This is a genomic window from Streptomyces sp. NPDC050703, assembly GCF_040654435.1.
Taxonomy (GTDB): Bacteria; Actinomycetota; Actinomycetes; order Streptomycetales; family Streptomycetaceae; genus Streptomyces.
The window spans coordinates 1-13,469 of sequence record NZ_JBFAHX010000029.1 but is presented as its reverse complement, the minus strand read 5'-3'; the positions used below and the strand labels follow the sequence as shown (position 1 = coordinate 13,469).

Annotated in this window: 12 protein-coding genes; 7 read left to right on the top strand and 5 right to left on the bottom strand. The window is 72.1% G+C overall.

Going from position 1 to position 13,469, the window contains the following annotated elements:
* The 5 genes from AB0I16_RS24535 (at window position 1) to AB0I16_RS24515 (ending at window position 3,309) form a co-directional block, all read left to right on the top strand.
* Window positions 1-810 (top strand): hypothetical protein, encoded by an 810-nt coding sequence (locus AB0I16_RS24535; protein WP_363251676.1) that lies wholly within the window; start codon window positions 1-3, stop codon window positions 808-810.
* Between the two features lie 26 nt (window positions 811-836).
* A complete protein-coding gene (locus AB0I16_RS24530; protein WP_363251675.1) occupies window positions 837-1,271 on the top strand; it encodes a hypothetical protein in 435 nt (144 codons plus the stop codon).
* A gap of 36 nt (window positions 1,272-1,307) precedes the next feature.
* Complete coding sequence (locus tag AB0I16_RS24525) at window positions 1,308-1,886, top strand: hypothetical protein (protein WP_363251673.1); 579 nt, start codon at window positions 1,308-1,310, stop codon at window positions 1,884-1,886.
* Between the two features lie 82 nt (window positions 1,887-1,968).
* Complete coding sequence (locus tag AB0I16_RS24520) at window positions 1,969-2,769, top strand: polysaccharide deacetylase family protein (protein ID WP_363251672.1); 801 nt, start codon at window positions 1,969-1,971, stop codon at window positions 2,767-2,769.
* 87 nt (window positions 2,770-2,856) lie between these two features.
* Window positions 2,857-3,309 (top strand): SRPBCC family protein, encoded by a 453-nt coding sequence (locus AB0I16_RS24515; RefSeq protein WP_363251671.1) that lies wholly within the window; start codon window positions 2,857-2,859, stop codon window positions 3,307-3,309.
* 15 nt (window positions 3,310-3,324) lie between these two features.
* On the opposite strand, the gene AB0I16_RS24510 is transcribed toward AB0I16_RS24515, so the two are convergent.
* The 5 genes from AB0I16_RS24510 to AB0I16_RS24490 form a co-directional block, all read right to left on the bottom strand.
* Window positions 3,325-4,476, bottom strand: a complete 1,152-nt coding sequence (locus tag AB0I16_RS24510; RefSeq protein WP_363251670.1) for an XdhC/CoxI family protein — start codon at window positions 4,474-4,476, stop codon at window positions 3,325-3,327.
* A gap of 75 nt (window positions 4,477-4,551) precedes the next feature.
* Window positions 4,552-6,009 (bottom strand): NCS2 family permease, encoded by a 1,458-nt coding sequence (locus AB0I16_RS24505; protein WP_363251669.1) that lies wholly within the window; start codon window positions 6,007-6,009, stop codon window positions 4,552-4,554.
* Between the two features lie 233 nt (window positions 6,010-6,242).
* Window positions 6,243-8,624: a xanthine dehydrogenase subunit D gene (gene pucD, locus AB0I16_RS24500; protein ID WP_363251668.1), complete on the bottom strand. Its 2,382-nt coding sequence runs from the start codon at window positions 8,622-8,624 to the stop codon at window positions 6,243-6,245.
* Between the two features lie 2 nt (window positions 8,625-8,626).
* The gene (locus AB0I16_RS24495; RefSeq protein WP_363251766.1) at window positions 8,627-9,244 is read right to left on the bottom strand and encodes a (2Fe-2S)-binding protein; all 618 of its coding nucleotides are present in this window, start codon (window positions 9,242-9,244) and stop codon (window positions 8,627-8,629) included.
* Window positions 9,244-10,134, bottom strand: a complete 891-nt coding sequence (locus tag AB0I16_RS24490; protein ID WP_363251667.1) for an FAD binding domain-containing protein — start codon at window positions 10,132-10,134, stop codon at window positions 9,244-9,246. Before AB0I16_RS24490 ends, AB0I16_RS24495 begins: the two co-directional genes overlap by 1 nt.
* Window positions 10,135-10,463: 329 nt before the next feature.
* Here AB0I16_RS24490 and AB0I16_RS24485 point away from each other — a divergent pair, with 329 nt between their 5' ends.
* Together AB0I16_RS24485 and AB0I16_RS24480 are read left to right on the top strand one after the other, a co-directional pair.
* Complete coding sequence (locus AB0I16_RS24485; protein ID WP_363251666.1) at window positions 10,464-12,203, top strand: PucR family transcriptional regulator ligand-binding domain-containing protein; 1,740 nt, start codon at window positions 10,464-10,466, stop codon at window positions 12,201-12,203.
* A gap of 237 nt (window positions 12,204-12,440) precedes the next feature.
* Window positions 12,441-13,202 (top strand): hypothetical protein, encoded by a 762-nt coding sequence (locus tag AB0I16_RS24480; RefSeq protein WP_363251665.1) that lies wholly within the window; start codon window positions 12,441-12,443, stop codon window positions 13,200-13,202.
* Window positions 13,203-13,469: the final 267 nt, after the last annotated feature.

Genomic DNA, 13,469 nt, shown 5'->3' with positions numbered 1-13,469 from the left:
ATGCCCCAACAGTTGGCGATCATCGTGCTCGTGGACGTCGGCAACGCGCTGGCGACCAGCACCCTCGAAGGCAACACCTATCTGTTCGACAACATGAAGCTGCACGGCTCCGAGAACCAGGGGACCGGCGAGCTCGTGACCGCGATCAACGGCTCCTACTGGCGCGACGGCTCCCAGGCCAGCGAGCAGGTGCTCAACTGGCTGCCGTACAGCCTGGGTTCCATCCCGCCGACCGTCCCGCGCGGCTATGAGGCCGACCGGGCGCGGCAGAGCGACGAGGAGGCCCTGGCCGAGCTGCACGACCTGGCGAACAAGTCCTCGGTGGCCGGCCTGGACGCGGCGGGCGAGCTGAACCGCATCCGCAGGAAGACCGGGACGCGCCTCAAGACGACGCGGCGCACCAGCGGCCGGATGTCCGGCGCGAAGATCCTCGACGTCACCGGCCAGGTCGTCACGGAGGACGGCACGGGCGCGCACAGCTACCCGGCCCCGGTGATCACGGACATCTACGGCGAGGCGGTCGACGCCAAGATCATGTATCCGGCGGAGTACGGCTCCCCGGACATGGTGACCGACGGCTGGTACTGGTCGGCGACCGTCGACACGTCACGCCCCGGCACGTACTCGTACATGATGCGCATCCAGCTGCACAAGCTGGCGCAGGTCAACGGCGAACTCCGGTGGGAGCCCGTGAACCTGACGTGCGCGTCGGCGCTGAAGATCTCCTCGGAGCCGCGGCGCAACGCGTTCACCAAGGCGGGTGTCGGCCCGCTGCCGATCCCGCACACGCCCCCCGGCCGGGGCGCCTGAAGATCCCACCGGACGAGGAGGAACGGATGACCACCAAAGCCAAGCCGCGGGAGACCGCCGCGAAGCGGCCCATCTCCATCACCGCCGTCGTGGACGCCGTGGGGGCGCTCGCGGCCGGCAACACGGAGGGCCACCTGTACATGTACGACACGAACCGCGCGGGCGGCTCCACGGGGTTCGGCACCGAGGAGCTGCGGACCAGGACCAAGCGCGGCGACGTCCTGCTGTGGAACTGTCTGGCGCTGGAGTGCGAGGCATACGTCAGCATCGAGAGCATCGTGATCGACCCCGAGGTCTGCGAGCCGGAGCGGAAGGTGTACCCCGGCACCGACGTCTCGTACTGGACCGGGACCGTGAAGAAGGCGGGTCCCGAACCGGTCACGTACCAGATCGCGTTCAAGCTGGGCACGCGCGACGAGCCGGTCACCGCGACCCTGTCGTCGTCCCTCGTCGGCCAGTGACCGGACAGCCATGACCGCGTACGCGAAGGAGGAGCGGTGAGCACGAGCACGCGCACGGCCACGGGCACACGCACGCACACGGGCACACAGGAGAAGCAGAACCCCGGCCAGCTGAACTCGGTCCAGCTCAACGTCGTCACGCTCATCAACATGGAGCGGGCCACGGAGACGGGCTCGCTGAGCGACGCGATGTACATGATGGACAACAGCGTCGGCGGCAAGGGCCAGGGCACGTCGTCCCTGGAGACGGTCTGCAAGCAGGGGCAGGTCATCAACTGGATCGTGCGCCCCATCGACATGGAGAAGCGCCTGGACGGCACCTGGCCCCCCATGCCGAAGATCAACAACATCGTCTTCCTCGACACCGAGCTGGGCGACGAGGAGGACGTCGCGGAGCGCCGGATCTTCAACGAACTGAAGATCTACGGGATGCCGGACCGCATGCGCGACAAGTTCACGCCCGTCTACTACTACTGGGCAGGCACGGTCATGAGCACCGCGCGGCCCGGCCTGTACCGGTACCGGCTCGTGATGGAGCTGGAGCAGGAGGGCAAGAAGGAGCGGCTCTACCTGAACACGGCGATCCACCCCTCCATCAGGGTGCTCTCGGTCTGACCGGCCTCTGCGTCCGGCTGCGGCGCACCCGGCGACGAAACCGCTATAAACTCGGTGTATACGCCGCGTGTATAGTGCTCGCATGCCCGCTTCGAACACGCCTGCTGCCTGCAAGACGACGCCCTCGTCCGGAAGGTTGCGTCGCACCGCCCCCGTCCTCGCGGCGGGGGCGGCTCTCGCCGTCGCCCTGACCGGCTGCACCAAGCTGGAGACCACGTCTCCCAGCTCCGTGCGGAAGGAGGCGTCGGAGGCGGCGCCCGCGGAGTTCGGGACGGTCGACTGCCGCAAGGCCAAGTGCGTGGCGCTGACCTTCGACGCGGGGCCGAGCGAGAACACGCCCCGGCTGCTGAAGATCCTCAAGAAGGAGAAGGTGCCCGCCACCTTCTTCACGCTCGGCAGGAACCACATCGTGAAGTACCCCGAGCTGGTCAAGCAGATGGACCGCGAGGGTCACGAGGTCGCGAGCCACACCTGGTCGCACAAGATCCTGACCAAGATCGGCAAGGCCGAGGCACGCCGGGAGCTCCAGCGTCCCAACGACGCGATAGAGAAGCTCATAGGCAAGAAGCCGACGCTGATGCGGCCGCCGCAGGGGCGCACCAACGGCGACATCCACAAGATCTCCGAGGAGCTCGGCCTCGCGGAGGTCCTGTGGACCGTCACCGCCAAGGACTACACGACCGATGACTCCGAGCTGATCCGGAAGCGGGTCGTCGACCAGACGAAGCGGGACGGCATCATCCTGCTGCACGACATCTACCAGGGCACCGTGCCGGCCGTGCCCGGCGTCATCGCCGAGCTGAAGAAGCGCGGCTACGTCTTCGTGACCGTCCCCCAGCTCCTCGCCCCCGGCAAGGCCGAACCGGGCAAGGTCTACCGCTAGGGAGGACCTCCGGGTGCGGGTGCTGGGCGCCGGGTGCCGGGCGCGTTCAGGGGGCCCGGCGGCCGGAGACCTGGCAGGCTCTGGGGTGTGGCCGTCTTCCAGTTCGCCGAGCACTCGCCCCTGTTCCCCGCCGAGGCATGGCACCGGCTGACCGAGTGGGAGCGGCACGGCGACTCCGTGCCCTTCACCCGCGTCACCGTCCGCACGCCGCCGCCGACCGGGGTGGGCACGCTCTTCGTCGCCCGTACCGCGCTCGGCCCCGCCGCCTTCGACGACGCCATGGAGGTCGTCGAGTGGCGCCCGCCGCTGGGCGGCACCCCGGGCCGGTGCCGTCTGGAGAAACGGGGCCTCTTCGTCACGGGATGGGCGGAGTTCCAGGTGCGCGAGGCGGTCACGGGCTCCACCGTGTCCTGGCACGAGGACCTGCGCGTGCGGTGGCTGCCGGGGTTCTTCGACGGGGTGCTGTCCGTCGCGGGCCGCCTCGTGTTCCGCCGGGTCGTACGACGGCTCACCGAGGGCGGGAGGGCCGCGCGGGGCTGAGCCCGCCCCGCGCCGTCACGCCACGGAGCCGATCCGCCCCGCGGGGCCGCGCCGGTCGTCCGGGTGGATGGGCGTGTGCGCCCCCGTCAGGGAGACCCCGCTGCCGCCGCGGCGGTCGGCGACGATCTCCGAGGCGATGGACAGGGCGGTCTCCTCGGGCGTCCGCGCCCCGAGGTCGAGGCCGATGGGTGAGCGCAGCCGGGCCAGTTCGAGCTCCGTGACGCCGGCCTCGCGCAGCCGGCGGTTGCGGTCCTCGTGGGTGCGGCGGGAGCCCATGGCACCGACGTAGGCGACGGGCAGCCGCAGCGCGTGGCGGAGGAGCGGCACGTCGAACTTGGCGTCGTGGGTGAGGACGCAGAGGACGGTACGGGCGTCGACGGGGGTGCGCTCCAGGTACCGGTGGGGCCACTCGACGACGATCTCGTCGGCGTCGGGGAAGCGGGCGGGCGTCGCGAAGACGGGGCGCGCGTCGCACACGGTCACGTGGTACCCGAGGAACTTGCCGACCCGTACCAGCGCCGAGGCGAAGTCGATCGCACCGAAGACGATCATGCGGGGCGGCTCCACGCCGGACTCGACGAGGATGTCGAGCGGCCGGCCGCACCGCGACCCGTCCGCGCCGATCTCCACGGTCGCGGTGCGCCCGGCGTCGAGCAGGGCCCGCGCCTCCTCCGCCACCGTGCGGTCCAGCTCCGGATGCCCGCCGAGCCCGCCCTCGTACCCCCCGGTGGGGCGGACGAGGAGGGCGCGGCCGAGCAGTTCGGCGGGGCCCGAGGTGACCCGGGCGACCGCCACCGCCTCCCCCGCGGACGCCGTGGCGAGCGCGGTGGCGAGCACCGGCCGTACCGCGTCGTCCGCGCGGACCGGGGTGACGAGGATGTCGATGACGCCGCCGCAGGTCAGGCCCACGGCGAAGGCGTCGTCGTCGCTGTAGCCGAAGCGTTCGACGACGGTCTCGCCGTCCGCGAGCGACTGCCGGCACAGTTCGTACACGGCGCCCTCCACACAGCCGCCGGAGACCGAGCCGATCGCCGTGCCCTCGCTGTCGACGGCGAGCGCGGCGCCCGGTTGCCGGGGCGCGCTCCCGCCGACCGCCACCACGGTGGCGACGGCGAAGTCGCGTCCCTGCTCGACCCACCGGTGCAGCTCGTCGGCGATGTCCAGCATGTCGGCCTCCTCGAAGGCGTTCGGCGGCCCGGCGGACCGGGCTCGGGCTCTGCGGATGTGCGGCGGGCGCGGGCGTCAGTGGACGCCGAGCCAGCTCTCGATGGGGTTGAGGGCGAAGTAGACGATGAAGACGAGCGTCAGGCCCCACATGAAGGCGCCGATCTCGCGCGCCTTGCCCTGTGCGGCCTTGATGGCGACCCAGGAGATGACGCCCGCCGCGACACCGGTGGTGATGGTGTACGTGAAGGGCATGAGCACGACGGTCAGGAAGACCGGGATGGCGGTGGCGCGGTCGGCCCAGTCGACGTGCCGTGCGTTCATCATCATCATCGCTCCGATGACGACGAGCGCGGCGGAGGCGACCTCCTGGGGCACGATCGCGGTGACGGGGGTGAAGAAGAGGCAGGCCGCGAAGAAGAGTCCGGTGACGACCGAGGAGAGGCCGGTGCGCGCGCCTTCGCCGACGCCGGTCGCGGACTCCACGAACACGGTCTGGCCCGAGCCGCCCGCCACGCCGCCGATCGCGCCGCCCGCGCCGTCGATGAACAGCGCCTTGGACAGGCCGGGCATGCGGCCCTTCTCGTCGGCGAGGTTGGCCTCGGTGCCGACGCCGATGATGGTGGCCATCGCGTCGAAGAAGCCGGCGAGCACGAGGGTGAAGACGATCATGCCGACGGTCATCGCGCCGACCTCGCCCCAGCCGCCGAACTCGACGTCGCCGAGGAGCGAGAAGTCGGGCGAGGAGACCGCGCCGCCGTGCAGCTCGGGGGCGCCGTTCGCCCACTGCTTCGGGTCGATGACGTCGAACGCGTTGAGCACGACGGCCACGACGGTGCCGGTGACGATGCCGATCAGGATCGCGCCGGGGGTGTTGCGCGCCTGGAGCATGAAGATCAGGAGCAGCGTGCCCGCGAAGAGCAGGACGGGCCAGCCGGAGAGTTCGCCGGCCGGGCCGAGGGAGAGCGGGGTGGCCTTGCCGGGGTGCACGAAGCCGCCCTTGACCAGGCCGATGATGGCGATGAACAGGCCGATGCCCATGGTGATGCCGTGCTTCAGGGCGAGCGGGATGGCGTTCATGATCATCTCGCGCAGCCCGGTGACCACCAGAAGCATGATCACCACGCCGTACATCACGCACATGCCCATGGCCTGCGGCCAGGTCATCTGGGGGGCGACCTGGGACGAGATCACTCCGGACACCGAGAGCCCGGCGGCCAGGGCGAGCGGCACCTTGCCGATGAAGCCCATCAGGAGCGTGGTGACCGCCGCGGCGAGCGCCGTCGCGGTGATCAGGGCCTTCTGGCCCATGGTGTCGCCCGCCGCGTCCTTGCCGGAGAGCAGGACGGGGTTGAGCAGGACGATGTACGCCATCGCCATGAAGGTGGTGATGCCGCCGCGCACCTCGCGCGCGACCGTCGATCCCCGCAGGGATATGTGAAAGTACCGGTCGAGCCAGGACCTGCCGGCCGGGACGCGTGAGCCGGGGCCCGCGTCCTCCGCGCCGGTCCTGGGCTCCACTGACGACTGGGTCATGGTGCCTACTCCCAAGGTTCACAGGGGCACCCGCACGAGTTGCGGGATTTGGGATGGTGCATTGGCTGCACGACCCGGGGGACGGCCCGAGACGAACGACGCTCCCGCGTGGGGAGGGGGAGGCCGACTCCGGGCGGCGCGGGCGGGGAAGTGTGACGTTCCGGGTCCGCCCGCACCGCTCGGAGAGCTTGGAGAGGGGGGAAGGGCCGGGGTGGGGCCACCCCGGCGGTGCGCTACATGCCGGTGAGGTGCTCGGGGCGTACCGGCGTCTTGTTCAGTTCCAGACCCGTCGCGTTCCGGATCGCCGCGAGGACGGCCGGGGTCGAGGAGAGGGTCGGGGCCTCGCCGATGCCGCGCAGCCCGTACGGGGCGTGCTCGTCGGCGAGTTCGAGCACGTCGACCGGGATGGTCGGGGTGTCGAGGATGGTGGGGATCAGGTAGTCCGTGAAGGAGGGGTTCCTGACCTTCGCGGTCCTCGGGTCGACGATGATCTCCTCCATGACCGCGACGCCCAGGCCCTGGGTGGTGCCGCCCTGGATCTGGCCGACCACGGACAGCGGGTTGAGCGCCTTGCCGACGTCCTGGGCGCAGGCCAGCTCGATGACCTTGACCAGGCCCAGCTCGGTGTCGACCTCGACGACCGCGCGGTGCGCGGCGAAGGAGTACTGGACGTGGCCGTCGCCCTGTCCGGTCACGAGGTCGAAGGGGACGGTGGGGCGGTGCCGCCACTCGGCCTCGACCTCGACGCTCTCGTCCTCCAGGACGTCGACGAGGTCACCGAGGACCTCGCCGCCGTCGGTGACGACCTTGCCGCCCTCCAGGACCAGCTCGGCGGTGGCCCACGCGGGGTGGTAGGAGCCGAACTTGCGGCGGCCGATCTCCAGGACCTTCTCCCGCACCAGCTCGCAGGAGTTCTTGACGGCGCCGCCCGTGACGTACGTCTGGCGCGACGCGGACGTCGAGCCCGCGCTGCCCACCTGCGTGTCGGCCGGGTGGATGGTCACCTGCGTGACGCCCAGCTCGGTCCGCGCGATCTGCGCGTGGACGGTGACACCGCCCTGCCCGACCTCGGCCATGGCCGTGTGCACGGTCGCGACGGGCTCGCCGTTGATGACCTCCATGCGGACCTTGGCGGTGGAGTAGTCGTCGAAGCCCTCGGAGAAGCCGACGTTCTTGATGCCCACCGCGTAGCCCACACCGCGTACGACGCCTTCGCCGTGCGTGGTGTTGGACAGGCCGCCGGGCAGCTGGCGCACGTCGGCGCCCTCGCTGGACTCCCACTGGCGCTCGGGCGGCAGCGGGCGGGCCTTGACGCGGCGCAGGATCTCGGCGACCGGGGCCGGCGAGTCGACGCGCTGCCCGGTGGGCAGGAGCGTGCCCTGCTCCATGGCGTTGAGCTGCCGGAACTCGACGGGGTCCATGCCCAGCTCCGCGGCCAGCTTGTCCATCTGCGCCTCGTAGGCGAAGCACGCCTGCACGGCGCCGAAGCCGCGCATGGCGCCGCAGGGCGGGTTGTTGCTGTAGAGCGCGACGGCCTCGATGTCGACGTCGTCGATCACGTACGGGCCGACCGACAGCGAGGCGGCGTTGCCGACCACGGCCGGGGAGGCCGACGCGTAGGCCCCGCCGTCCAGGACGATCTTGCACTTCATGTGCGTGAGCTTGCCGTCCCTGGTGGCGCCGTGCTCGTAGTGGAGCTTCGCCGGGTGGCGGTGCACGTGGCCGAAGAAGGACTCGAAGCGGTTGTAGACGATCTTGACCGGCTTGCCGGTGCGCAGCGCGAGGAGGCAGGCGTGGATCTGCATCGAGATGTCCTCGCGCCCGCCGAAGGCGCCGCCGACGCCGGAGAGCGTCATGCGCACCTTCTCCTCGGGCAGGCCGAGGACGGGGGCGATCTGCTTGAGGTCCGAGTGCAGCCACTGGGTGGCGACGTACAGCTCGACACCGCCGTCCTCGGACGGCACGGCGAGGCCGGACTCCGGGCCGAGGAAGGCCTGGTCCTGCATGCCGAAGGTGTACTCGCCCGTGACGATGACGTCGGCCTTCTTGGCGGCCTCGGCGGCGTCGCCGCGCACGATCGGCTGGCGGTGCACGATGTTGGGGTGCGGCACGTGACCGATGTGGTGGTCGTCGCGGCCCTCGTGGACGAGCACGGCGTCGGGAGCGGTCGCCGAGGCCTCGTCGGTGATGAGCGGCAGCTCCTTGTACTCGATGCGGATCTTGGCGGCGGCGCGGCGCGCGGTCTCCGGGTGGTCGGCGGCGACGATGGCGACCGGCTCGCCGTGGTGGCGGACCTTGCCGTGGGCGAGCACCGGGGTGTCCTGGATCTCCAGGCCGTAGTTCTTCATCGGGGCCGGCAGGTCGTCGTACGTCATGACCGCGTAGACGCCGTCCATGGCCAGGGCCTCGGCGGTGTCGATCGAGACGATCTCGGCGTGGGCGACGGTGCTGCGGAGCGTCTGGCCCCAGAGCATGTCCTCGTGCCACATGTCCGAGGAGTACGCGAACTCGCCGGTCACCTTCAGGGTGCCGTCGGGGCGCAGCGTCGACTCGCCGATGCCGCCCCTGGTCTGCGAACCCTGCGTGATCTTGGTGGGGGCTCCGGTCGTTCCCATGATCAGACGACGCCTTCCTGGGGTGCGCGGTCCTGGCGGGCGGCCGCGAGGCGGACGGCGTCCAGGATCTTCTCGTAGCCGGTGCAGCGGCAGAGGTTGCCCGAGAGCGCCTCGCGGATGTCGGCGTCGGTCGGCTGCGGGTTCTTCTCCAGCATCTCGTCGGCCGCGACGAGCAGGCCGGGGGTGCAGAAGCCGCACTGGACGGCGCCGGCGTCGATGAACGCCTGCTGGATCGGCGAGAGCGCGGCGCGCGGGGAGGCACCGCCGCCCTCGCTAGGCTGCGGGTCCCGGCCGCCGGCGTTCCACTCCCGGGCGTCCTGGAGCGAGGTGCCGCAGGCGCCGGACGCGCAGCCGCCGTGCTCGTCGCGCTGCCTGGCGAAGTCGGCGAGCCCCTCGACGGTGACGACCTCGCGGCCCTCCACCTGCCCGGCGGCCACCAGGCACGAGCAGACCGGCACCCCGTCGAGACGGACGGTGCAGGAACCGCACTCGCCCTGCTCGCAGGCGTTCTTGGAGCCGGGGAGCCCCATGCGCTCGCGCAGCACGTACAGGAGGGACTCGCCCTCCCAGACGTCGTCCGCTTCCTGCTGCCGGCCGTTGACCGTGAAGTTCACGCGCATCATGCGACTCCCTCTGTGCTGCGGCCCGCGCCGCGGTACGACTCCCAGGTCCAGCCGAGCGTGCGGCGGGCCATGATGCCGACGGCGTGCCGGCGGTAGCTCGCCGTGCCGCGTACGTCGTCGATCGGGTTGGCGGCTCCGGAGGCGAGCTCCGCGAACTGCTTGGCGATCGAGGGCGTGATGATCTTCTTGCTGTCCCAGAAGCCGCCCTCGTCGAGCGCGGCGTTCAGGAACTCCTCGGCCGCCTTCGCCCGGACGGGGGTCGGCGCGGCGGAGCCGATGCCGGTCCGCACGGTCCGGGTCGCGGGGTGCAGCGCGATGCCGAAGGCGCACACGGCGATGACCATGGCGTTGCGGGTGCCGACCTTGGAGTACTGCTGCGGCCCGTCGGCCTTCTTGATGTGGACGGCCCTGATCAGCTCGTCCGCGGCGAGCGCGTTGCGCTTCACGCCGGTGTAGAAGTCGTCGATGGGGATGCGGCGCGCGCCGCGCACCGACTCCACCTCGACCTCGCAGCCGGCGGCGAGCAGCGCCGGGTGGGCGTCGCCCGCGGGGGACGCGGTGCCGAGGTTGCCGCCGACGCCGCCGCGGTTGCGGATCTGCGGGGAGGCGACCGTGTGCGAGGCGAGCGCGAGGCCGGGCAACTCGGTGCGGAGTTCCTCCATGATGCGGGTGTACGGGACGGAGGCGCCCAGCCTGACCGTCTCCTCACCCACCTCCCACTCGTGCAGCTCGCCGACGCGGTTGAGGTCGAGCAGGTACTCGGGACGACGGTGGTCGAAGTTGATCTCCACCATCACGTCGGTGCCACCCGCAATCGGCACAGCCGTGGGGTGCTCGGCCTTGGCGGCGAGCGCCTCCTCCCAGCTGGCAGGGCGAAGGAAGTCCATGAGGCTCTCTTCTTGGTGTCGAGGGTCGTTCGCTGTGAGGGACGTCGATCAGGCCACCGGGGCCGCTGGTCCCTCGACTGCTCGTTCATGTGCTGTTCACGCGGAGTGGGGCAAGTACACAGTCCGGTGCTCCGATGGGGTCAGTCACCGAAACCATGAAGGAGTTGGCTGGCCAAGCAGCGCGTCTTGTAGATTCGTATGAAGAACGGGCCTCAGCAACCTCGCGGCATCCCCCCGGACACCGCGGGCACCCGGCGGCACAGGGTCCCGGCGTGACGGAGCGCTTTTTCTTGTACACCCCATTCGAGACAGATCGGCGGCGACGACACATGCGGCTGCGCGCACTCCTTGACACCGACGCGCTGGGCCTGCGGCTGCTCGGCGGCGAGGACGAGCTGGACCGCACCGTGCGCGGTGTGATGACCACGGACCTGCGGGACCCCAGCCGCTACCTCGCGGGCGGCGAGCTGGTCCTCACCGGGCTCGCCTGGCGCCGCGACGCCGCGGACAGCGAACCCTTCGTGCGCATCCTCGCCAACGCGGGCGTCGCGGCCCTCGCGGCGGGCGAGGCCGAGCTGGGCGCGGTCCCCGACGACATCGTGGAGGCCTGCGCCCGGCACCGGCTGCCGCTCTTCGCGGTCCACGAGTCCGTGGCCTTCGCGACCATCACCGAGCACGTCGTGCGCCAGGTCTCCGGCGAGCGCGCGGGCGACCTCGCGGCCGTCGTCGACCGCCACCGGCGCCTGATGACCTCGGGCCCCACGGGCGGCGGCCCCGATGTCGTCCTCGACCTGCTCGGCAGCGACCTGGACCTGCGGGCCTGGGTCCTCTCCCCCGCCGGACGCGCCGTCGCCGGGTCGAGCGCGGGCGGCACCGCCCTGCCGCGGCCCGTCCGCGCACGCCTCGCCGGGGAGCACCTGGCCGCCGTCCGCACCGGGCGGCGCGGACCGCACCGCGTGGTGGTGGACGGCGTCACGTACTCGCTGTTCCCCATCCGGAGCAGGGCGGCCCTGACGGCCGCGGAGGGCCGGGCGCGCGGGGCGGCGGGCGCGCGCGACGTGCGCGAGACCGTCCTGTCCGACTGGATGCTGGCCGTGGAGGCCGACGCGGGCGACTGGCCCGAGGAGCGCCTCGACCTGCTGCAGGGCGTCACCCAGCTCATCGCCGTCGAGCGCGACCGGCGCGACGCGGCCCGCACCGTACGCCGCCGCCTGGCGCAGGAGGTCCTCGAACTGGTGCAGACGGGCGCGGCCCCGGCGGAGATCGCCGCCCGCCTGCGGGTCGCGGCCCCCGTGCTCCTGCCCGGCCTCGGCGCGGCCCCGCACTGGCAGGTCGTGGTCGCCCGTGTGGAGTGGGAGGACGCGGGGATCGAGGGCGGCCCGGTGGCCCAGTCGCTCCTGGAGGAGATCCTCGTCGACCCGTCCCCGGACGCCCCGGCCGACGCGGGCAGAGGAGGCTCCCTGCCCGCCGGGCCCGAGCCCTCCGACCGCATCGCCGTCGCGCACACGGGCGACGAGGCCGTCGCGCTCGTGCCGCTCCCCGCGGTCGCGGCCGAGCACGACGGCTCGGAGACGGGCCTGCTCGCCGACTCGCTCCTGGAGGCGGTGCGCGCCCCGCTCTCGGCGGGCCTCGACGGCGACGGCCGCCTCACCCTCGGCGTCAGCGCCTCCGTGCACTCCGCGGAGGGCCTGCGCGGCGCCCTGGAGGAGGCGCGGCACGCCCGCCGGGTCGCCGCCGCCCGTCCGGGGCGGGTCTGCGCGGCCGGGCACCAGGAGCTGGCCTCGCACGTCCTGCTGCTGCCGTTCGTGCCGGACGACGTGCGCCGGGCCTTCACCGCGCGCCTCCTGGACCCCCTGCGCGAGTACGACAAGCGCCACCGGGCCGAGCTGATCCCCACCCTGGAGGCGTTCCTCGACTGCGACGGCTCCTGGACGCGGTGCGCCGCGCGGCTGCACCTGCACGTCAACACCCTGCGCTACCGGGTGGGCCGCATCGAGCAGTTGACGAGCCGTGACCTCTCGCGCCTTGAGGACAAGCTCGATTTCTTCCTCGCCCTGCGCATGAGCTGAGGAAAGACCCCGCGAGCGGGTCCCGGCGGCCGGACGCGCCCGTCCGCCGGGGCCCGTTTCCTCCCCCGCCCTTTGTGAAAACTTTCACCCGGCCTCTTGGCCCGGTGCCGCCATCCATGCTGAGATTCGCCCACGACCCAGTGCCTGTGTCATCACTCCGCGCCCGGCCGGGGTCATGACGCAGGCACCCAACAGCTCAATGGTGTGCTCGGGGAGGGCAACGTGGCGCATACCGCCATGTCTGGTACCGGAACGACCGCGGGGGACGATCCACTCCAGACCGCGGTATGGCGGCTGCGCTCGCGCGGCTGCTGGACCGACGCGGCAGCCCTCCTGGCCCCGCACCCCGGAGCCGGCCCCGCGGTGCAGCGGACGGCGCTCCTCGTCGAGCGCTGCCTGTTCACCGGGGACGGCTGGGGCGAGGCCGAGGACAGCCTGCGCACCGCGGAGGCCCTGGCCGAGGACGACGACGACCGCGGCGCGGCGGCCTGCGAACGCGGCCAACTCGCGTACGCGTCAACGGTGTTGGGGGTACGCGACCGGGCCGACGAGGCGCGGACCGCGCTCGGCAGGGCCGCCGCGCTGCTCGCCCCGAACGCCGAGCGGCGCCCCCTGCTCGACTTCCGCCGCGGCCTCATCGCCGAGCACATCGCCCATTCCCCGCAGGCCGCGAAGGCCGCGTACCGCAGGGCCCACGCCGGCGCCACGGCGCACGCCGACGCGCTGCTCCTGTCGTTCACGTGGCGGCACCTGGCCGGACTCGCCCTGCGCGACGGGGAGTTGGCGGAGGCGCGGCACGGCTTCGCGGAGTCCCTGCGCATCCGCGAGGAGCTGGGCTACCTGGTCGGCACGGCCCCGGCGCTCGCGGCCCTCGCCGAGGCGGAGCCCGAGCCGGAGGCTACCCGGCTGCGCGCGGAGGCCACCCGCCTCTTCCGCCTGCTCGGGGGCGTGCCCGCCTGGCTCTCCCAGCACCTGACACCACCGGCGCCCGCGGTCTGAAGCGGGCGGAGGCGTCGTCCGCCCGGAAGGCGGGTCCGGCGGCGTCCGGTGCGTGCGACCGCACGGCGGAGGGTCGCCCCGGTACTGGTGGTATCGGGGTGATCCCGGCAACGCCGCGCGTGTGCGTGCCGGACGCCGCCGGACAGGGGGGACTTGCGCCACACGCCCTAGTTGTATTGATCACGAGCGTTGTTAACAGGGCTGGGTCTTGATCATGGCGAAGACCTCCGGTGTGGTGGAGGTGTCTAGGCTCCACACCACACACGG